This is a genomic window from Metapseudomonas otitidis (assembly GCF_011397855.1).
GTDB lineage: Bacteria > Pseudomonadota > Gammaproteobacteria > Pseudomonadales > Pseudomonadaceae > Metapseudomonas > Metapseudomonas otitidis.
The window spans coordinates 3,287,980-3,309,133 of sequence record NZ_AP022642.1 but is presented as its reverse complement, the minus strand read 5'-3'; the positions used below and the strand labels follow the sequence as shown (position 1 = coordinate 3,309,133).

The window sequence follows — 21,154 nt, the reverse complement described above, 5'->3', positions numbered from 1 at the left end:
CGGCTGTTGGGGCGTCATCGGCCGCTAGCCGGTAACGGATGCACGGTCTGCCGGATCGGGGTTACTCGGACTCGGGGCCGCGCAAATTCTCGAATTGCGACATCCCATCGGGGATGAGGTTGCGCACGATCTCGGCGAAATCCGCCGTGACCAGCTTCCGGGCGCGCTTGAGCAGCATCGGAACCGGGCTGGAGGGCTCCTGGCGCTCGTAGTAGGCGAGGATGCGGTCCAGCGTGCGCAACACGTCGTCGCGGTTGTTGATCTCGTGGGGGGCGGCGCGCGGCGTGCTGGCCACGGCGACCGGGCTCTCGCCGGCACTGCCGTCACCGCCGTCCGTCGCGGCGTCCTCGGCCGTCGCGCTGTCGTCCAGGGGCGCGTGCTCCTTGACGATCTGCAGGGCCTGGCGGATCAGCTGCTTGAGCGGGGCGAGGTCGGCGCTCTGGGCCGAGCCGACCTGGTCGGAAAGCGTCGACTCGATGGCCGCCAGTGCGGACTGGGCATCGGTGAGGGCCTGGCGGGTGCTTTCCAGCAGCGCCGGGTCGGTGTCGCGGAAGGCGCCCTGGAGCTGCTCGGCGGTCAGCGTCTCGCTGGGGAACCGCTGCAGGTCGAGGGCGTTCAGGGCAGCACGCAAAGTGACCGCTCCGAAGGCACGGGAGCTGGTCAGGTTCGCCTCGCGCACCAGGCGGATCACCGGCTCGGAGGCGAGGCCGGTGAGGGCATTGATGCGGAAGGTCGGGTCGTTGTCGTCGTCGGCGTCGAGCTGCGGGTACACGCCATCCCAGAACTGGGTCAGCAGCTCGCGCACCAGTGTCAGGCTCTGGGCCAGGCCGGCGAGGCCTTCCAGGGCGATGGCGCTCTGCAGGAAGTAGTTGGCGATGCGCAGGTCCTTGCTGCGGCCCAGCAACTGGCTGGACAGCTCGCGCACGTCGCGCCACGCGGGCGGTTCGGCAGGCAGCACGGAGTCGCCCATCTGACGTTCGGGCTGGCCTTGGGCAATTCGTTCGAGTTCGAGATACGAGGCGTCGTATTCGAGGTCATCACCGCACGGGGACTCGGCGGAAACAGGGGAAAGCAGGTGCGACACGTCCACCACGGTGGGTGTTCTCCTTGTCAGGGCTGGGGCGAGCATGGTTCTGGAGCAGACGTACGACTTGATCACAGTCCCTTGGATCAACGTCTTGGTGACGCCATTTTTCTGGCCTCAACCGCTGCAACTCCTATCCATTTTTCGGGTCGTATTTTGCCCTTGTCAAGACAAACGCGAACCACAGCCGACAGATGTGCGCTAGTCGACGCTAGCCTCTTCGGATTGTAAAAGTTTACTTTTTTCGTTCTAAGATAAGTCGGCTAAAGCCATCAGATTTTTCTTCGCTGAGAGTGTTCGCGCGGCTTGGCGAAACAGGGGCACGTGCAGGGTCCGGACCGGCGCGCTGTTGCACGGCATCGAAGGGTTCGGTGTTCGCGCCCCTCTCCAGTGAGATGTGCAAGGAGTCGCAATGCCACTGCGTTTGACCATCACCAGTTATCACAAGCTCACCCCCGGGCAACGTCCCGACGCCGAGCTGGACCGTGGTGAACTGAGGATAGGTCGTGGTACGGAAAACGACTGGGTGCTCCCTGATCCCGAGCGCCTGGTGTCCAGCCAGCACTGCACCATCCAGAGCCGTGACGGCGTCTACTACCTCACCGACACCAGCACCAACGGCGTGATGCTCGCGCAGTCGGGCATCCGCCTGCGCCGGGGCAACAGCGAGCGCCTCAATGATGGCGAAGTGCTCAAGCTCGGCGAGTACGAGATCCTCGTGCAGATCACCGCGCCGGCCACCTCGCAGCCGTTCTCCAGCGGCCCGGCCGCTGCTCCGTCGGTGGGCGGTGCGGACCCGTTCAGCAATTTCGATGCGCTGATGAGCCGGCAGGTCGCCTCCAGCGCCATCCCCGAACCCTACGCCGCGCCCTCGGCCACCCAGATGCCCATGGGCGGCTCGCCGCTGGACACCAAGCCGGACCTGTTCGACTTCCTCAATCCGGCGCCACCGCCGGCGGCCGCGATTCCCGACCATGTGCCCGCCGAGCGTCATGATTTCCGCCCGCCGACACCGGTGGCTCCGCCCGCGCCGCCGCCGCTGCCCAGCGTGACGCCGCCCCCGGCCGCCGCCGCCGAGGCCCATGCGATACCGGCCGACTGGGACCCCTTTGCCGACCTCGGCCTCTCCACCCCGTCGGCGGCCCCGTCGATCCCGGTGCCGATGCCCACGGCCGCCACGCCCCAGGTGCCCGAGCCGGCGCCGATGCACGTGCCCGAGGATTTCTTCGCCGGGATCGGCACGCCTGTCAGCGATGCCCAGGCCACGTCCGTGCCGCCGCCCCAGGCCGCCGCCCAGCCGGACCCGATGGCCGTGCTGTTCGGCAGCACCCCGTTCGAGCCAAGCCCCCAGGCCGAGGCGCCGGTGGCCGTGCCCGTGCAAGCGCCTGTGGACGTGCCCGTCGCCCCGGCGCTGACGCCCACCGCCCAGGCCACCCACGCCGCCATCGCCACGCCGCCGCTCGAACCCCTGGCCGCAGCCATGCCGGTGCCGACGCCGCCTGCCGCCACGCCGCCCCAGGCGGTTCCCCCGGTTGCCGCGCCGCCCCAGGGGGTTGCCCAGGCGCCCCAGGGCGAGTTGCTGGAAGCCTTCCTGCGCGGTGCTGGGTTGTCCCAGCTGCGCATCGACCGCGCCGAGGCGGCCGCGCAGATGGAGGCCATCGGGCGCAGCTACCGGCTGATGGTGGAAGGGCTGGTGGACGTGCTGCGCGCGCGCTCCAGCCTCAAGGGCGAGTTCCGCATGTCGCAGACCATGATCCGCCCGGTGGAGAACAACCCGCTCAAGTTCGCCCCCAATGCCGACGAGGCGCTGCTGCTCCTGCTGCGCCACGGCAACGCTGCCTTCATGCCGCCGGACCAGGCGGTGAAGGAGAGCTTCGATGACGTCAAGGCGCATCAGCTGGCCGTCATGGCCGGTGTGCAGGCCGCCATCAAGCACCTGCTCAAGCGCTTCGAGCCCGCCACCCTCGAAGCCCGCCTGAGCAAGCCATCGGGCCTGTCGGCCCTGCTGCCGGGTTCCCGGCAGTCGCAGTACTGGGAGCTGTTCACCGACCTCTACGCGAGCATCTCGCGGGAGGCCGAGGACGACTTCCAGGACCTGTTCGGACGCGAGTTCAGTCGCGCCTACGAGGAGCACAGCGCCAGGTTGCGCGGTGGCTAGCGCCGCCCGCCTGCCGGGGCGTGGCCAGGCCCGTCCCGCCGTCGCTTCCGTGGATCAACAGCAGTCAACGAGGACGTACCGAATGCCAAGGATTCTTATGCTCGCCATGGCCGCGCTGCTCAGCGCCTGTGCCTCCGAGCCGGAAAAGGAAGCCCCGCCGCCGCCCACCGTGGTGCAGCTGCAGATCGAAGCCAGTGCCGACCTCAACGCGCTGCCCGGCGGTGCCGGCACGCCGGTGCGGGTGCGCCTGTACGAGCTGCGCAACGCCACCACCTTCAGCCGTGTCGATTACTTCTCCCTGGTGGACAAGGCCCAGGCGACCCTCGCCGCCGACCTGGTCGCCCAGGACGAACTGCTGGTCAAGCCGTCCGATCGCCAGATGCAGGAGCGCACCCTCGACGAGGGCACCCGGCAGTTCGGCATCGTGGTCGGCTACCGCGAACTGGATGCCGCTGTCTGGCGTGACGTCATCACCGTTCCGCTGAACCAGACCAGCGCCTACAGCCTCAAGTTCGGCGCACGCGGCGTGACCGTCGCGCCGGCGCCCATCACCGAACACTGAAAAGCGGAGACAGCACATGTCATGGAACAACCGTGTGGTCTGGTCGGAAGGGATGTTCCTGCGTCCGCAGCACTTCCAGCAGCATGACCGTTACCTCGAAGCCCTGGTGGAAGGGCGCTGCCGTTCGCTGCGCCCCGGCAGCTGGGGGTTCTCCGAGCTGAAGATCGACGAGTCGCTGCTCACCCAGGGCAAGCTGGCGATCCTCTCCGCCCGTGGCCTGCTGCCCGACGGCACCCCGTTCGACATCCCCGGCGACGACGTGGCGCCGGAGCCGTTCGACGTGGAAGAGAGCCTGCGCGACGGCATCATCTACCTGGCCCTGCCGCTCAAGCGGGCCGGTGCCCGTGACACGGTGGAGGAGGGCGAGGAGCTGGGCGGTGCCCGCTACCGCAGCCAGGTGCGCGAAGTGCGCGACGACAACGCCGCCTTCGAAAGCCGTGCCCCCGTGTCCATCGGCGGTCGCGCCCTGCGCCTGGTCACCGAGCGCGACGGCCTGGGCGAATACGCCGCCGTGGGCGTGGTGCGGGTGCTGGAGAAGCGCGCCGACCGCGCCGTGGTGCTGGACGAGTCCTACATCCCGCCGCTGCTGGACGTGGCCGTGTCCAAGCCGCTGGCGGCCTTCCGCAGCGAGCTGCTGGGCCTGCTGCACCAGCGTGGCGAAGCCCTGGCCGGCCGCGTGGTCGCCTCCGGCGCGGGCGGCGCCTCGGAAATCGCCGACTTCCTGCTGCTGCAACTGGTCAACCGTGCCGAGCCCCTGGTGGCGCACCTGGCGCGCATCGCCCCGCTGCACCCCGAGGACTTCTACCGCGAGGCCGTGGCCCTGGCCGGCGAGTTCTCCACCTTCACCGCCAGTGGCCGGCGCCCGGCCGAATACCCGGCCTACGAGCACGACGACCTGGCCAACAGCTTCGCCCCGGTGATGCTGGCACTGCGCCAGGCCCTGTCGATGGTCATCGACAGCCGCGCGGTGCCGATTCCCATTGTCGAGAAGGCCTACGGCGTGCACGTGGCGATGCTGGCCGACCGCACGCTGCTGGAGAACTCCGCGTTCATCCTCGTGGTGCGCGCCGACGTGCCCGGCGAATCCATCCGTGGCCACTTCCCGCAGCAGGCCAAGGTGGGCTCGGTGGAGCACATCCGCGACCTGGTCAACCTGCAACTGCCGGGCATCGGCCTGCTGCCGTTGCCGGTGGCGCCGCGCCAGTTGCCGTACCACGCCGGCAGCACCTATTTCGAACTGGACCGTGGCAGCGACCACTGGAAGCAGCTGGTGCATTCCGGCGGCTTCGCCTTCCACATCGCCGGCAAGTTCCCCGGCCTCAACCTGGCCTTCTGGGCCATCCGGAGTTAATTCGCGATGCACCCGATCGACGATCCCTTCGGCGGCCCGCCCATCGGTGGCGGCAGTGGCGGCAACAACAACGACCGCACCATGATCATGCCGCGCCCGGGCGGGCGTGGGCCCGAGCCGACGGCGCCGCGCCATGACGCACCACCGCCCGGCCCGGCCCCGGCCAGCGGGCCGATGCTCACCGCGCGCGGCTTGGGCCTGAACCCCCTGGAGAACGCCGCCGGCCCGATGCTGGCGTTGCTCACCCGGCTGCGCAACACCATCGCCCACCCGATGCCCGCCAGCCTGCGCGCGCAGCTGCTGGGCTACCTGCGCCAGTTCGAAGAGAAGGCCCGCGCCGCCGGCGTCCCCCAGGACGAGGTGATGCTCAGCCGCTACGTGCTCTGCACCGCCCTCGACGAGGCGGTCATGAGCACCCCCTGGGGCAGTGCCAGCGAGTGGGGCAAGCAGAGCCTGCTGATCACCCTGCACAACGAGGCTTGGGGTGGCGAGAAGGTGTTCCAGCTGCTCGACCACTGCCTGCAGAACCCGCGCCAGCGCCTGCACATCCTCGAACTGCTGTACCTGTGCATCAGCCTCGGCTTCGAAGGCCGCTACCGGGTCATGAACGACGGGCGCAGCCAGCTGGACGCGCTGCGCGAGCGGGTAGCCGCCACCATCCGCGCCACCCATGGCGAGATCGAGCGCGAGCTGTCGCCGCACTGGCGCGGCCTGGTGGTCGCCCGTGACCGCCTGCGCCAGTTCCTGCCGCCCTGGGTGGTGATCGCCATCGGCGCCGCGCTGCTGCTGGCCCTGCTGTTCGGCATGCGGCTGAAGCTGGCCGCCGAGGCCGAGCCGGTGTTCAAGAACCTGCATGCCCTGGGCGACATCCCGGTGCAGACCATCGACCGTCCGCCGCAGAAGCCGAAGATCGTCGAGCGCCCGCGCCTGGCCGGCTTCCTCGCCGACGAGATCCGCCAGCAGAAGGTGGCCGTGGAAGACGCCGTGGACCGCTCCGTGGTGACCATCCGTGGCGACCAGCTGTTCGCCTCCGGCAGCGCCAGCATCGATGACGACTTCCAGCCGCTGCTGCTGCGCATCGCCGAGGCGATCCGCAAGGTCAAGGGCCAGGTGCTGGTCACCGGCCACAGCGACAACCGGCCCATCGCCACGCTGCGCTATCCGTCCAACTGGAAGCTGTCCCAGGACCGCGCTCAGCAGGTCATGGACGTGCTCGCCGCCAAGACCGGCCAGCCCGAGCGCTTCCGCGCCGAAGGCCGCAGCGACACCGAGCCGGTCGCATCCAACGACACCGCCGACGGCCGTTCGCGCAACCGCCGGGTGGAGATCACTGTTTTCGCGGAGGGCGTCGAGTGAAGGCGTTTTTCAGTTTCCTGGCCCGCTGGGTCATCCCGGTGCTGGGCCTGATCGCCCTCAGCCTGGTGATCTGGTTCGTCGGCCCGCTCATCGCCATCGGCGGCTTCGAGCCCCTGGCTTCGGCCACCGTGCGCTGGGTGATCATCATCCTGCTGTTCGCCGTGTGGATCGGCTGGCGCGTGCTGCGCCTGATCCAGGCCCGGCGCAACGCGGCCAAGGTCATGCAGGGCCTGGTGGCCGTCGCCCCCGACGCCGCCACCGTGGCCACCAGCGAAGAGCTGGCCACCCTCAAGCAGCGCATGGACGAGGCCCTGGCCCTGCTCAAGCGCGCCAAGCTCGGCGGCCATGAGCGGCGCAACCTTTATGAGCTGCCCTGGTACGTGATCATCGGCCCGCCGGGTTCGGGCAAGACCACTGCGCTGGTCAACTCCGGCCTCAACTTCCCCCTCGCCGAGCACATGGGCTCGGGCGCCATTCGTGGCGTCGGCGGCACCCGCAACTGCGACTGGTGGTTCACCGACGAGGCCGTGCTGCTGGACACCGCCGGCCGCTACACCACCCAGGACAGCCACGCCGAAGTGGACAAGGCCGCCTGGCTGGGCTTCCTCGACCTGCTCAAGACCCAGCGCAAGCGCCGCCCCATCGACGGTGCCTTCGTCGCCATCAGCCTGTCCGACCTGCTGCTGGGCAGCGAGACCGAGCGTGCCGCCCACGCCCGCGCCATCCGCGCCCGGGTGCAGGAGCTGTACACCCAGCTCGGCGTGCGTTTCCCCATCTACGTGATGCTCACCAAGCTCGACCTGGTGCCGGGCTTCATGGAGTTCTTCGACGCGCTGAGCAAGGAAGAGCGCGCCCAGGTCTGGGGCATGACCTTCGCCCTGGACGACGGCAAGAGCGCCGAGGGCCCACTGTCGGTGTTCGGCAGCGAGTTCGCCCTGCTCGAACAGCGCCTCAACGAGCGCCTGGTGGAGCGCCTGCAACAGGAGCGCGACCCTGCACGTCGCGACCTGATCTACGGCTTCCCGCAGCAGTTCGCGGCCCTGCGCGATGCGCTGTCGGGCTTCCTCGACGGCGTGTTCAAGCCCAACCCCTATGAAGAGCGCCCGCTGCTGCGCGGCGTGTACTTCACCAGCGGCACCCAGGAAGGCAGCCCCATCGACCGCCTGATCGGTGCCATGGCCCAGAGCATGAACCTGGACCGCCAGCACCTGGCGCGCCAGACCGGCACCGGGCGCAGCTACTTCATCGAGCGGCTGTTCCGCGAGGTGGCCTTCGGCGAACGCGGCCTGGTGGGCGCCAACCCGAAGGTGGAGCGCCAGCGCACCTGGATCGCCCGGGGCGTGCTCGCCGCCACCGTGGTGCTGGTGCTGGCCGTGCTGGGCGTGTGGATCGCCAGCTTCCGCGCCAACCAGGCCTACATCGCCGAAGTGGATGCGCGGGTGAAGCCGCTGCACGGCCAGTTGCAGGCCCTCAGCCCGGCCCAGCGCGAGGTGCTGGCGGTGCTGCCGCTGCTCAACGCCATCCGCAATGCGCCGGGTGACGCGCCGTCCTGGGCCGAGGGCTTCGGCCTCTACCAGGGCGACATGCTCGGTGCCGAGGGCGCCAGCGTGTACCGCAAGCTGCTGATCGCGGTCATGGCCCCCCGGGTCATGGCGCGCCTGGAAGAGCAGCTGCGCGGGGGCGGCAGTTCCGACTTCCTCTACGAGGGCCTCAAGGCCTACCTGATGCTGGCCGACCCGGAGCACTACGACGGCGACTTCATCAAGGCCTGGATCGCCCTGGACTGGGACCGCAGCCTGCCCCGCGACCTGGCGCCGGAACAGCGCCAGGCCCTCAACGACCACCTGGCCGCGCTGTACGACCGCGCGCCGCCGGCCGTGCGCCTGGACGACGACCTGGTGCAGGACACCCGTCGCCAGCTGCAGCAGCTGTCCGTCGCCCAGCGCGTGTACGACCGCGTCAAGCGCCAGAAGCTGCCGCAGAACGTGCCGGACTTCCGCATCAGCGAAGCCGCCGGCCGCGACGCCGCGCTGGTCTTCGCACGCAAGAGCGGCAAGCCGCTGAACGACCCGCTGCCCGGCTTCTTCACCCAGCGTGGCTACCGCGAGGTGTTCATGGTCTCCAGCCTGAGCCAGGCCGGGACCCTGGCCGAGGAGCAGTGGGTGCTCGGCCGCACCGTGGAGGACGCCCAGGACGCCGCCAGCCTGGCCCTGGAAGTGCGCCAGCTGTACTTCCAGGACTACCTGCGGCAGTGGGATGCGCTGCTGGCCGACATCGACTTCGTGCCCATCACCAGCACCGGCCAGGCGGCGGATGTGCTGCGGGTGCTGTCCGGCCCGCAGTCGCCGCTGAAGAAGCTGCTGGAAGCCGTGGCCAAGGAGACCGACCTGCAGAAGGAAGAGCGCCTGGCCGCCGCCAAGCTGGCGAAGGAAGGCAACGGCGCCGTCGACAAGCTCAAGGCGCTGGTGGGGCAGGGCGGGGACGACACCCAGCAGCCGGCCCAGCCGGGTGCGGACGACCCCATCAGCCGCCACTTCGCCGAGCTGAACAGCCTGGTGGACAAGGGCGAGGGTGACACCGCCGCGCCCATCGAGGCCCTGCTGGCCGACCTCAATGCCCTCTACGTGCAGCTCAGCGCCATGAGCGGCGCCAGCGGCGACCAGCTGCTGGGCGAGGCGAAGAACCAGGCCCAGGCCGCCGCCCAGCGCGTCAGCCTCGGCGCCGAGCGCCAGCCGCCGCTGGTGCAGGGGCTGGTCAAGTCGGTGGTCAGCGCCTCCACCAACACCATGATGGGCGGCATCCGCAATCAGCTGAACGCCGCCTGGACGGCCGAGGTGGTCAACGTCTACCGGCAGTCCCTGGCCGGTCGCTACCCGCTGGACCGCAACAGCACCCGCGACGCCACCCTGGACGACTTCGGCGCCTTCTTCGGCGTCGGCGGGGTGATGGACAGCTACTTCCGCAAGTACCTGCAGCCCTACGTCGACACCTCCGCCACCACCTGGCGCTGGCAGCCGGGCGCAGCGGAGAAGCTGGGCATCAGCGCCGGCGTGCTGGGCACCTTCCAGCGTGCGGCGCAGATCCGCGATGCGTTCTTCCGCTCCGGCAACACCACGCCGATGGTGCGCTTCGAGCTGAAGGCGGTGGCCATGGACGCCGCCATCGACCAGTTCCAGCTGGACCTGGACGGCCAGCAGTTCAGCTATGACCACGGCCCGAGCCGCCCGGTGGCCATGCAGTGGCCGAGCCCCAACAGCCTGGGCGTGGTGCGCCTGAGCGTGACCCCGCCCACCAGCGCCGGCCGTTCCGGCCTGACCCTGGAGGGCCCGTGGGCCTGGTTCCGCCTGCTGGACCAGTCCGACCTGACCCAGGGCAACGCGCCGGACCGTTTCACCCTGCGCATGCGCGTGGACAACCTGAGCATCTCCAGCGAGCTGCGTGCCAGCAGCGCCTTCAACCCGTTCCGCAGCCGCGTGGTGAGCGGTTTCGGCCTGCCGGAGCGGCTATGAGCGCAGCGGGTTTCTACGGCAAGCTCGCCGGCCGCGGCGACTTCATCCATCGCGGCCTGACCCCGGCCTTCATCGAGGCCTGGGACCGCTGGCTGGCCGCCGGCATGGCGGAAAGCCAGGCCGAGCTGGGCGGCGCCTGGCTCGACGCCTACCTGATCAGCCCACTGTGGCGCTTCAGCATCGCCCCGGGCCTGCTGGTGCCCGAGGCGGTGGCCGGCGTGATGATGCCCAGCATCGACCGCGTGGGCCGCTATTTCCCCCTCACCATCGCCGTGGCGCTGGAGCCGTCGTGCAACAGCGGCGCGCTGGTGGGGGGCGCCGACGCCTGGTTCGAGCAGGCCGAGGCCTTGCTGCTGTCGACCCTGGAGCCGGAGGCGGACGTCGATACCTTCGAGCGCGGGGTCCAGGCCCTGGGCGTGCCGGAGGCAAGCCCACGGGTGACGCCCCGGGTCAGCGACCTGGGCGCACTGGCCTACCCGGTGGAGGGCGAGGCGGCGCGCCGCGCGGTGCTCGGCCAACTGGCGGGCGAGGGCTGCAGCTTCTTCTGGGGGCGGGGATCACAACGGGTGGAGGCGCAACTGGTGAGGTTCCAGGGGCTGCCGCCGACCCGCTACTTCAGTCGCTTCCTGGTGGGCGAGGGCGCCGTCGGCCAGCCCCCGGCCATCGGGCAGATCGATTTCGGGAGCCTGTGATGCCGCTGCCTCCTGTCACGCAGTACCAGTCGGCCAGCCACAGCCATGTGGGGATGGTCCGCCAGGTCAACGAAGACGCCTGCCTGGACGCCTGCGAACGCGGGCTCTGGGTGGTGGCCGATGGCATGGGCGGACACGCCGCCGGTGACTACGTCAGCAACCTGATCGTCGATACGCTCCGTGGCGTGCCTTGCACCGATGCGCTGGACCTCTACGTGGAGGCCCTGCGCGCAGCGCTGGTACACGTCAACACCCTGGTGCGGGCCGAGGCGGCCCAGCGCGGGGTGAACATGATGGGCAGCACCGTGGTGGTGCTGGCCGCACGCGGGGGCGAAGGCACCTGCCTGTGGGCCGGCGACAGCCGCCTGTACCGCTTGCGGGAGGGGCGCCTGGAAGGCATCAGCCGCGACCACAGCTACGTCCAGGACCTGGTGGACAGCCACCTGCTCAACGAAACGGAGGCCAGGGCGCACCCCATGGCCAATATCGTGACCCGGGCCATCGGCGTGCAGGATGACCTGGAGCTGGAGGAATCGCGGTTCGTCGTGCTGCCGGGAGACAGTTTCCTGCTCTGCAGCGACGGTCTGAACAAGACCGCCGACGACCACGAACTGTGCGAAGTGCTGGGCCACGCGGACCCCTACCAGGTGGTCCGCAGCCTGGTGCATCTGGGCTTGACCCGGGGCGCGCCGGACAACATCACGGCGGTAGTCGTCAAAGCATCCTGAGAAAGAAAAAAAGACCAGCATGGACATTCAGATTCCGGGGTACGAGATCGAGCGCGAACTGGGCGATGGCGCGATGGCCGTCGTCTACCTGGCGACCCAGCGCTCGCTGGAACGCAAGGTGGCGCTGAAGGTGATGGCCGCTGCGCTGGCCAACGACGCCAGCTTCTGCGAGCGCTTCCTGCGTGAGGGCAAGACCCTGGCGCGGCTGTCGCACCCGCACACCGTGACCATCTACGACATCGGCAACGTCGGCAGCCTGTACTACATGGCCATGGAGTACCTGCCCAACGGCACCCTGAAGGAGCGCATCGCCGCCGGCCTGAGCCCCGAGCAGGGCCTGGTGTGGTTGCGCCAGATCGCCTCGGCGCTGGGCTACGCCCATGCCCAGGGCCTGGTGCACCGTGACGTCAAGCCGGCCAACATCCTGTTTCGCGCCGATGGCGGCGCGGTGCTCTCCGACTTCGGTATCGCCAAGGCGCTGGACGACCGCACCCAGTTCACCCAGGCCGGCTTCGCCGTCGGCACCCCCAGCTACATGAGCCCCGAGCAGGCCCGTGGCCAGGAGATCGACGGCCGCGCCGACCTCTACGCCCTGGGCGTGGTGCTCTACGAGATCCTCACCGGGCAGTTGCCCTACGTGGGCACCGACTCGCTGTCCACCGCCCTGGCGCACATCACCCAGCCGCTGCCGGAGCTGCCCATCGCCCAGGGCCGCTACCAGGAGATCCTCACCCGGCTGCTGGCCAAGGACCCGAACGACCGCTACCCCGACGCCGCCGCGCTGATCGCCGCCCTCGACCGCCTGCCGGCCGCGCCCGTGGCGCCGGTGGCCGACGACAACGAAGCGACCCAGTTCCGCCCGCTGGACCTGCCCGGCACCTCCGCCAGTGCGGTGACCCCGCCGGCCGCCAGTGGCATGACCGGGCTGACCCCGGTCACCGTCTCCATTCCCGACGCCGCCACCCAGGTGCCGCCCGCACCGCAGGTGGCGGACAGCGGCGCCGGCCGCAAGCGCGAATCGGTACTGGACACCGAGATGGTCGCCACGCAGAAGCCCGAAGGGCAGAGCCGCGCGCCGCTGATCGTCGCCGCCGGCCTGGCCGCCCTCGGCGTTGCCGCCCTGGGGGGCGGTGGCTACTGGTGGCTCAACCGCGGTGGCGAGAGCACGCCGCCGGTGGTGCAGGTGCGGGATGACAGCAACACGGCGCCGACCACCGACACCCTGTCCACGCCCGATACCCCCACGGCCACGGTAGCGACCCAGGCCACCCCGGCCTCCGACGTGCAGGGCGGCGACCGCCCGCTGCTGATGGCCGGCAAGAAGACCCTCTTCGAACGCGTGCTGAGCAAGCCCGGCGCACGCTTCGCCAGCCAGGCCGGTGGCCAGGGCGACGGCGAGGCGGTGCCGGCCTTCTCGGTGTTCTACGTGTATGCCCGCCAGGTGGTGAACGGCACTCCCTGGGTGGAAGTGGGCGCCTCCAGCGATGGCCACCGCGACGGCTGGCTGCCCCTGGACAAGGTCAGCGACTGGAAGCAGAGCCTGGTGCTGAAGTTCACCGAGCGCTCGGGCCGTTCGCCGGTGATGTTCCTGCGTGATGCCAACCAGGTGGAGCAGTTCCTCATGGACTCGGCCAAGGCCCGCAACGCGGTGCACCAGGCCCAGTTCGGCGACGCCACCGACCCCGAGCTGGTGGCCATCGAGCCGCCGGCCAGCGCCGTGCCCCAGGACCAGTTCTACCTGCTGCCGATCTTCGACGCGCGGGAGAGCTTCGACAGCAACGGTCAGCCGGTGCAGGTGCTCAACGTCGCCTCCATCGACCCGGGCGACACCCCGCGCAAGCAGGGGGACGGCAAGCCCGCCGCAGCGGCCTCGTCGGACGCCTTCCGCACCGGCATCGTGCTGGTGGTGGACACCTCCGTTTCCATGCAGCCCTACATCGACCGCGTGCGTGATGTGGTCCATCAGCTCCACGGCGAGATCGCCGCGCGGGGCGAGCTGGACAGCGTCAGCTTCGGCATGGTCGGGTTCCGCAACAACACCGACAAGACGCCGGGCCTGCAGTACACCGCCAAGACCCTGGTCAGCCTGGAGGAGGGCCGCGACCCGGCGCGCTTCCTGGAGCTGGCCCAGCAGGTCAAGGCCACCAACGTCTCCAGCCATGACTTCAACGAGGACGCCTTCGCCGGCGTGATGCAGGCCGTCGACGGCATGGACTGGAGCGGCTATGGCGGCCGCCTGATCCTGCTGGTCAGCGATGCCGGCGCACTGCGCAAGAGCGACCCGCTAGGCCAGACCCACATGAACGAGGCCGAGGTGCGCGAAGCGGCGCTGCGCAAGCAGATCAAGATCTACGCCCTGCACCTGAAGACCGACGCCGGCAAGAAGAACCACAGCTTCGCCGAGCAGCAGTACCGCGTGCTCACCGCCGACGCCAACCCGCAGATCGGCGACCTGTACATCCCCGTGGGCGGCGGCGACGTGAAGAAGTTCGGCGAGAGCGTCAACGAGATCGCCAGCACCTTCGCCGACCTGGTGCACAAGGTGCGCAGCAACGCCGAGCTGGAGGCCCCCACCGGCGGCGCCAGCATCGCCGCCAAGACCGAGGCGGTGGGCTACGCCATGCACATGGACTTCCTCGGCCACCGCAACCAGGCCCGTGCCCCGCAGCTGGTCACCGCCTGGACCTCCGACCGCGACCTGACCAACCCGCAGCTGCCGGCCTTCCAGGTCTGTGCGCTGCTCACCAAGCTGCAGCTCAACGACCTGCAGCAGGCGCTCAAGGTGATCGTCGACGCCGCGCGCCGCACCCAGAGCTCGCCCAAGGACTTCTTCCAGGAAATCGCCAGCGCCAGCGCCTACATGAGCCGCGACCCGGCCAAGCTGACCCAGGGCGGCAACCTGGCCGAGAGCGGCCTGCTGGGCGAGTACCTGGACGGCCTGCCGTACCGCAGCAAGGCGCTGAACATGAGCCAGGACCTATGGCTGTCGCTGTCGGTGGCCGAGCAGGAAGACTTCATCGACGAGCTGGAATCGAAGATCCGCCTCTACGAGACCTTCCACAACGACACCGCCAACTGGGTGCGCTTCGGCGACGCCGCCCCCGGTGACGCCCTCTACCGCGTGCCGCTGTCGACGCTGCCCTGATGCTGCGCATCCGCGACCTGCGCAAGACGCGCGGGCAGGGCAGCCAGCGCTACAGCCTGGAGATCCCCCGGCTGGATCTGCGCGGCGGCCAGCGCCTGGCCCTGGTCGGCCCCAGCGGCAGCGGCAAGAGCACTGTGCTCGACCTGCTGGCCCTGGTGCTGTCGCCGGACCCGGGCGCGCTGATGGAGTTCGACGACGCCGGCAGCCAGCACGACCTCGCCGCGCTCTGGCGTGACGGCCGGCAGGACGCCCTGGCGGCCCTGCGCGGTCGCGCCATCGGCTACGTGCTGCAGACCGGTGGGCTGCTTGGTTACCTCGACGTGGCCGGCAACATCGGCTTGCCCCGGCGTCTGCTGGGCCTGCCAGAGAACGGCAGCGTCGAGCGCCTGGCCAAGCAGCTGGAGATCGCCGACCAGCTGCACAAGCGCCCGGCGGCACTCTCCGTCGGCCAGCGCCAGCGGGTTGGCATCGCCCGTGCCCTGGCGCACCAGCCGCGCCTGCTGCTGGCCGACGAGCCCACCGCGTCGCTGGACCCGCTCAATGCCGAGCGGGTCATGCACTTGTTGGTAGAGCAGGCCGAGTACCGCGAGCTGTGCCTGGTGGTGGCCACCCACGACCACGCCCTGGCCGAACGCGCCGGGCTGGTGCCGCTGCCCATCGGCCTGCAGCGCGGCGCCGATGGTGGCGTCACCGCGACCCTGGCGGAGGCCCGCTGATGCGCGGCGCGCTGCTGGCCGGCCTGGCCTGGGACGACTACCGCGACGAGGCGCGCCTGTCGTTGTGCGCGGTACTGGCGCTGGTGGCCGTGGTGGCGCCCTTGCTGGTGCTGTTCGGCCTCAAGCACGGCCTGGTCAGCACCCTCACCGAGCGCCTGGAGCGTGACCCGGCCGTGCGCGAGGTGATCCCCCTGGGCGGTGCGCGGTTCAGCCTGGCGGGCATCGCCGAGCTGGCGGCCCGGCCCGACGTGGCCTTCGTGGTGCCCCGCACCCGGCAGATCGCTGCCACTGCCGACCTTTACGCCGACGACAGCGCGCAGCCGCTCACCGTGGAGATGGTTCCCAGCGCCGAGGGCGACCCGCTGGTGAATGCCGCGCAATTGCCCGGCGCCGACGAGGTGGTGCTCAGCCAGCGCGCCGCCGAGCGCCTCGGGGTGCAGGCCGGGGCGCTGCTCACCGCCGCCTTCGGCCGCGCCAGCAACGGCCAGCCGGAATTCCAGCGCACGCGCCTGCGGGTCAAGGCGGTGCTGCCCCTGGAGGCCTACCCGCGCCCGGCGCTGTTCGCCCGGCTCGACCTGCTGGAAGCGGTGGAGGACTACCGCGACGGCCTGGCCGTGCCGCGTTTCGGCTGGCCGGGCGTCGAGGCCGGCGCCACGCGGGCGCGGGTCTACCCCGGTTTCCGCCTCTACGCCCGCGACCTGGATGCGGTGGAGCCGCTGCGGCTGTACTTCGCCGAGCGCGGCCTGGAGGTTTCCACCCAGGCCCAGGCCATCGCCCAGGTGCGCGCCCTGAGCCGCAACCTGACCCTGGTGTTCTGGGTCATCGCCGCGCTCGCCCTGGCCGGCGCCTTCGCCGCCATGGCGGCGAGCACCCTGGCGGCGGTGGAACGCAAGCGCCGCGACCTCTCGGTGCTGCGCCTGCTGGGCTTCCCGACCTTCGGCCTGGTGCTGTTCGTGGTGCTCCAGGCGCTCTATACGGGGCTGATCGCCCTGGTGCTCGCCGGCCTGCTGTACCTGGCGGCCGAGAGTGGCTTGAACCAGCTGTTCCAGTCGGCCGAGGGCGAACAGGCCTGCCGGCTGGAACTCTCCCATTACCTGCTGGCGCTGCTGGTGACCCTCGGCTGCAGCGCCCTGGCCGCTGCCACCGGTGGGTGGCGCGCGGCCCGCATCGAAGCCTCGGAAGGACTACGTGATGTCTAAGCTGCTGACAGTCGCATTTTCACTGTCCCTGGTCGCCGCCGTGGCCCAGGCCGACCCGGACCCGCTCTACAACCCCAAGCCGATGGACGACGACGTGCTGCTGCCGTTGCCCTGCGAGGGGCAGATGGCCTTCCGCTACGTCTACGTGCTGGCCAAGGGCGCACTGGACGACCGCGAGGTGAACCTCGGCTACCCCTTCAGCGAAGGCGAGACGGGCTACCAGCAGTCGTTCATCTCCGGCTACCGGCGCGACTACATCAACGGCCAGTTCACCCTCAACGACCTGCCTAAGCCCTGGCAGGCGAAGGTCGGCCCCGGCCTGCCCAAGCCGGAGAAGGGCACGCTGCTCAAGCCCATGCTGTATTTCGTCGGCAAGTACGAGGTGACCCAGCGCCAGTACGACCTGGTGATGGCCCAGGCGCCGTCCCTGGCCGGCCAGGGCGAGCCGCCGGCGTGCGAACCGGCCCAGCCGGGCATGGCGGCGCGGTTGCCGAAGGTCAACCTGTCGCACTTCGACGCCGAGCGCTTCGCCGCCGTCTACAGCGCCTGGCTGCTGAAGAACCACCGCGACCTGCTGCCGGTCAGCGGCCGGGGCACCAAGGCGGAAGAGGGCGGGGTCGCCTTCGTGCGCCTGCCCACCGAAGTGGAATGGGAATACGCCGCCCGTGGCGCCCATGCCGTCAGCCGCCAGGAGCTGGAAGCCCGGCTGTTCCCGCGCAAGCAGGAAGGTGCCGAGGGGGACGGCCCGCTGGCTGACTGGGCGGTGTTCAACCAGGTGGCCGGCGGTACCGGTCAGGCGGCGCGGCTGCTGCCGGTGGGCCTGAAGAAGCCCAACCCGATCGGCCTGTTCGATGTGATCGGCAACGCCGCGGAGATGGTCCAGGAGTCCTTCCAGCTGGTGCATGCGGGGCGTCGCCAGGGAACCTACGGCGGCTTCGTGGTCAAAGGCGGCAACTACCTGGAAGGTGAAATGACGCTGTTCACCGGCATGCGCCGCGAGTACCCCCTGTTCGCCGCCGACGGCACCGAGCAGCGCAACGAGACCACGGGCTTTCGCGTGGCCATCGGTGCACTCTCGGCCCCGCGCTCGCGCTACAAGGAGCTGTTCGAGCAATGGAAGGCCGAAGGCCGCTCCTCGTCCCTCACCGACGAGATCAGCGAAGACCAGGACCCCACCCGACTGCTCGACAGCGTGATCGCCAGCAGCACCGACCCGGAGCTGCAGGGGCGCCTGGCGCTGGTCAACGAGGAGCTCAAGCGCAACATCTCGCTGATCGCGAAACAGCGCGAGGAGGCCGCGGGCAACCTGATACAGTCTGCCGCCCTGGTGGCCGAGACCATCAACAACTACAACATCCGCCTGACCAACCTGAAGAAGAGCCGTGACCAGGCCCAGGCGGCCAAGGACGGGAACGCCGCCAAGCTCTACGAGAGCGCGATGACCAACGGCCGCACGGCGCTCGACGGCGCCCTGGCGATCTATATTGACAACCTGGCCACCGGCACCCGCTATACCGACGCGGTGATCCAGGCGCAGTTCCAGCGAACCAAGGAGGAACTCAACCGAAACCCGGTATTGGGCAAGAGCCTCGTGAACCGGGCCACGCTTTTCGTCAAGCATGTCGGCCAATATCGGCAACAGCGCAAGGCGGACAAGGACGTGATTCTGAAGGAACTGCTCGGACCCTGAGCGTCGGTCGGCAACGATCCGGTACCCAGGCAGGGCACAGGGATGAAGATCAGGCGGACGACCGTGCGTCCGCATGAACCAGGACAACTCATAGAACGAGAGCAATGACCATGGCTATGGCTACTCCACGCAACATTCCGGCTTTCTCTTCGGTGCGCACTGCGCTGATCACCGCCGTCACCTGCACCAGCGTCCTGCTCACCGGCTGTGCCGGCATGGGCTCGCCCAGCTCCAAGGTTGCCGCCACCACCAAGGCGGAGTACTACCCGCAGTGCTACCAGCCGGTGAGCCAGCTGCGCGCCTCCGACCAGGCAGTGACCCAGTCCGTGGCCACCGGCGCCATCGCCGGCGGCGTGCTTGGCGCCCTGGCCGGCGGCCTGTCCAGCGACGAGCACGCCGGTCGCAACGCCCTGATCGGTGCTGCCGGTGGCGCACTGGTGGGCGGTGCAGCCGGTTACTACACCGCGCGCCAGCAGCAGATCGCCGACGACAATGCGCGCATCGCCTCCTACGCCGCCGACATCGACAGCAGCAGCGGCGAGCTGGACCGCAGCATCCGCTACGCCAGCGCCGCCCAGAGCTGCTACCAGCGCGAATTCAACAACCTGATGAGCGCCCGCAAGTCGAAGAGCATCAGCGACAGCGAAGGTCGCCTGCGCATGGCCGAGATCGTGGCCGGCCTGCAGGAAACCAACGCCCTGATGGCTGCCGTGGACGGCCGTGCCGGCGAGAACATCAACACCTACACCCAGGCCTACGAGCGTGACCTGCAGACCGTGGGCGTCGAGCGTCAGACCGTGACCCAGGTGGTCGCCGCCGAGAACCCGGTGAGCGTCGCCAGCCAGGGCGGCAAGGCCACCGGCACCAAGGCGTCCGGCAGCAAAACTTCCACCAGCAAGGCGTCCACCACCAAGGCCAGCACCAAGGCGACCACCGCCGCCGCGAAGAAGGTGCCGAAGGAAGCCGTGGCCACCGAGCGCACCCTGCAGAAGGCCGAGGCCAAGCGTGCCGAAAGCCAGAAGGTCGCCAGCCAGGGCGCGACCATGGTCAGCGACGTGTGCAACAGCCCCGACATGGGTGACTGGGCGCCGGCCAGCTGCTCCAAGGCCTGAGTGTGAGTGGCGGGCCTTTGGCGGCCCGCCCTTTGGCCGCTGCCTGCGTGCAGGAGGTTTGCATGCAGGCAGCGGGATAGGCGGTTTGGGGTGAGTGTCAGGGTGTTTGTTGCGAGTGCTGCTTGAGAATCTCGTACAGCTCTTCTTTCAGTTTGAGTTTCTGTTTTTTCAGGTCTCTTACTTCGTTGCTGTAATCACTGGCGTTGTGTTTTTCCAGTTTCGTTATCTCCTCATCCAACGCATTGTGCTGGTCGAACTTCTTCTGGAAGTGAGCATCGGTGTGTTTGAGTTTCGTGATCAGCGTTCTGTATTCGGGAAACATGGACGGCGAATCTCCTGGGTTCGTTTGAGGGCAGCTGTTACCACGCTATGCCTTCGCCACCGAGGATTTGCTGACCCTTGTCAACGTGCCCATTTCCAATGAGGCTGTATTCGTCACTCTTAGTGGGTTCTGCTCGGGTTGGTGCGGCTGTGCCGGTCCTGTAGGGTTGCGCACGGAGAATGGCTCCTCCTGAGTCCATCGCCTGATTTCTTTTGGTAAAGCCATGGCATTGCTCGACTTCCTCTTCAACCGCAAGCCCTCGCCGGATGCCTTCGCCGCGCTGTTCGAGTCCGCGGCCCGCAAGGCCGGCTTCAAGGGCGAGATGCACTACAGCCCCCGCGACTTCCGCCTCAACTACGGCGAGAGCGCCTTCTTCAACCTGCACAACGCCTACCGCGAATATTGCAACGCGCGGGGACCGGGCCGGCGCAAGGCGCTGCAGGGCTACATCGCCGCGTTGTGCGACAACCAGCGTTCCCAGGTCATGCCGCTGGACGAGGCACGCCCGCTGCTGCTGCCAGTGGTGCGCAGCCTCGGCACCCTGGAAGAGGTGCGCCTGCACCACGTGCGCACCGACGGCCACGACAATGACTTCCACCCGGCCTACCTGCCCCTGGGCATGGACGCGGCCGTGCTGCTGGCCATCGACCACCCCGAGTCCACCGCCACCCTGGTGAAAGGGCCGGACCGCAGCTGGGACATCCGCCTGGAGGAGGGCATCGCCATCGCCCTCACCAACCTGCGCGACACCACCGCAGACAGCTTCATCCAGCCGGCACCAGGGGTCTTCCAGGGCGCCTGGGGCGACGGTTACGACACCAGCCGCATCCTCCTGCCCGACGTGCTCGAGCGGCTGCCGCTCAAGGGGCGCCCGGTGTTCATGATCCCCACCCGCGACGTGCTGCTGGTCACCGGCGACCGCGACGGGCATGGCCTGGCCAGCCTGGTGGCGCTCAGCCTGGAGGCGATGGAGAAGGGCCGCATCCTCTCGGCAGGCCTGTACTGCTATGAAAACGCCAAGGTAGTGCCCTACAGCGTGCACAACCCATTGCTCCAGGCCAGCCTGGAGCGGCTACGCAAGCTCTACACCAAGAGCGAGTACGACGCCCAGAAGCAGTCACTGGACCTGATCAACGAAGACAACGCCGTGGACATCTTCGTCGCCAGCTACCTGCTGTTCGCCAGCCAGCAGGACCCGGAGCAGCTGTTCTCCCTCAGCACCTGGACCCGTGGCGTCGACACGCTGCTCCCGGTCACCGAGCGCCTCATGCTGGTCCGCCCCGAAGGCGACACCGGCAACGCCCAGACCCGCATGGTCGCCTGGGACCAGGCCCTGGAGCTGCTGGGCGAGTACCTGGAGCCCGTGCCCGGCTACTACCCACCGCGTTACCGCACCCTGGGCTTCCCCGAACCGAGCCGCGCCGAGCTGCTGGACGAGCTGAGCTGACCTACCATTCCAGCCAGGTTCCACCCGTCGCAGCCCAGGCAGCGACGGGGTCCCCAAACTAAAGATTGGCTTTACCTGAGAGG

At 69.2% G+C, this 21,154-nt stretch carries 15 protein-coding genes; 13 read left to right on the top strand and 2 right to left on the bottom strand.

From position 1 onward, the window contains the following. Nucleotides 1-61: 61 nt before the first annotated feature. Entirely contained in the window at nt 62-1,093 is a 1,032-nt protein-coding gene (tssA, locus tag PotMrB4_RS15130; protein ID WP_172435095.1) for a type VI secretion system protein TssA, read from the bottom strand. A gap of 403 nt (nt 1,094-1,496) precedes the next feature. On the opposite strand from tssA, the gene tagH reads away from it, so the two are divergent. The 12 genes from tagH to tagQ all read left to right on the top strand — a co-directional run bounded on the left by tagH (nt 1,497) and on the right by tagQ (nt 19,302). Then, on the top strand, nt 1,497-3,242 hold the full coding sequence (gene tagH, locus PotMrB4_RS15125) for a type VI secretion system-associated FHA domain protein TagH (RefSeq protein ID WP_172433788.1): 1,746 nt from the start codon (nt 1,497-1,499) through the stop codon (nt 3,240-3,242). A gap of 82 nt (nt 3,243-3,324) precedes the next feature. Then, entirely contained in the window at nt 3,325-3,804 is a 480-nt protein-coding gene (gene tssJ / locus PotMrB4_RS15120) for a type VI secretion system lipoprotein TssJ (protein WP_172433787.1), read from the top strand. 16 nt (nt 3,805-3,820) lie between these two features. Beyond that, nucleotides 3,821-5,155, top strand: coding sequence for a type VI secretion system baseplate subunit TssK (gene tssK / locus PotMrB4_RS15115; protein ID WP_074971463.1), 1,335 nt, complete (start codon nt 3,821-3,823; stop codon nt 5,153-5,155). Nucleotides 5,156-5,161: 6 nt separating this feature from the next. After that, nucleotides 5,162-6,511: a DotU family type VI secretion system protein gene (locus PotMrB4_RS15110; RefSeq protein WP_172433786.1), complete on the top strand. Its 1,350-nt coding sequence runs from the start codon at nt 5,162-5,164 to the stop codon at nt 6,509-6,511. Further along, the gene (tssM, locus tag PotMrB4_RS15105; protein ID WP_142008869.1) at nt 6,508-10,020 is read left to right on the top strand and encodes a type VI secretion system membrane subunit TssM; all 3,513 of its coding nucleotides are present in this window, start codon (nt 6,508-6,510) and stop codon (nt 10,018-10,020) included. Before PotMrB4_RS15110 ends, tssM begins: the two co-directional genes overlap by 4 nt. Continuing rightward, complete coding sequence (tagF, locus tag PotMrB4_RS15100) at nt 10,017-10,712, top strand: type VI secretion system-associated protein TagF (RefSeq protein WP_172433785.1); 696 nt, start codon at nt 10,017-10,019, stop codon at nt 10,710-10,712. The genes tssM and tagF overlap by 4 nt, the downstream gene beginning before the upstream one ends. Beyond that, nucleotides 10,712-11,440: a PP2C family protein-serine/threonine phosphatase gene (locus PotMrB4_RS15095; protein ID WP_044407498.1), complete on the top strand. Its 729-nt coding sequence runs from the start codon at nt 10,712-10,714 to the stop codon at nt 11,438-11,440. The genes tagF and PotMrB4_RS15095 overlap by 1 nt, the downstream gene beginning before the upstream one ends. Before the next feature lie 19 nt (nt 11,441-11,459). Continuing rightward, nucleotides 11,460-14,585, top strand: a complete 3,126-nt coding sequence (locus tag PotMrB4_RS15090) for a serine/threonine-protein kinase (protein WP_172433784.1) — start codon at nt 11,460-11,462, stop codon at nt 14,583-14,585. Beyond that, nucleotides 14,585-15,301, top strand: coding sequence for an ABC transporter ATP-binding protein (locus PotMrB4_RS15085; RefSeq protein WP_074971458.1), 717 nt, complete (start codon nt 14,585-14,587; stop codon nt 15,299-15,301). The genes PotMrB4_RS15090 and PotMrB4_RS15085 overlap by 1 nt, the downstream gene beginning before the upstream one ends. Next, complete coding sequence (locus tag PotMrB4_RS15080) at nt 15,301-16,500, top strand: ABC transporter permease (RefSeq protein ID WP_172433783.1); 1,200 nt, start codon at nt 15,301-15,303, stop codon at nt 16,498-16,500. Before PotMrB4_RS15085 ends, PotMrB4_RS15080 begins: the two co-directional genes overlap by 1 nt. After that, complete coding sequence (locus tag PotMrB4_RS15075) at nt 16,493-18,190, top strand: formylglycine-generating enzyme family protein (protein WP_172433782.1); 1,698 nt, start codon at nt 16,493-16,495, stop codon at nt 18,188-18,190. The genes PotMrB4_RS15080 and PotMrB4_RS15075 overlap by 8 nt, the downstream gene beginning before the upstream one ends. A gap of 116 nt (nt 18,191-18,306) precedes the next feature. Further along, nucleotides 18,307-19,302, top strand: coding sequence for a type VI secretion system-associated lipoprotein TagQ (gene tagQ / locus PotMrB4_RS15070; RefSeq protein ID WP_232060710.1), 996 nt, complete (start codon nt 18,307-18,309; stop codon nt 19,300-19,302). A gap of 97 nt (nt 19,303-19,399) precedes the next feature. On the opposite strand, the gene PotMrB4_RS15065 is transcribed toward tagQ, so the two are convergent. Further along, entirely contained in the window at nt 19,400-19,624 is a 225-nt protein-coding gene (locus tag PotMrB4_RS15065) for a YdcH family protein (protein ID WP_044407480.1), read from the bottom strand. A gap of 223 nt (nt 19,625-19,847) precedes the next feature. Here PotMrB4_RS15065 and PotMrB4_RS15060 point away from each other — a divergent pair, with 223 nt between their 5' ends. Next, entirely contained in the window at nt 19,848-21,071 is a 1,224-nt protein-coding gene (locus PotMrB4_RS15060; RefSeq protein ID WP_172433781.1) for a hypothetical protein, read from the top strand. Nucleotides 21,072-21,154: the final 83 nt, after the last annotated feature.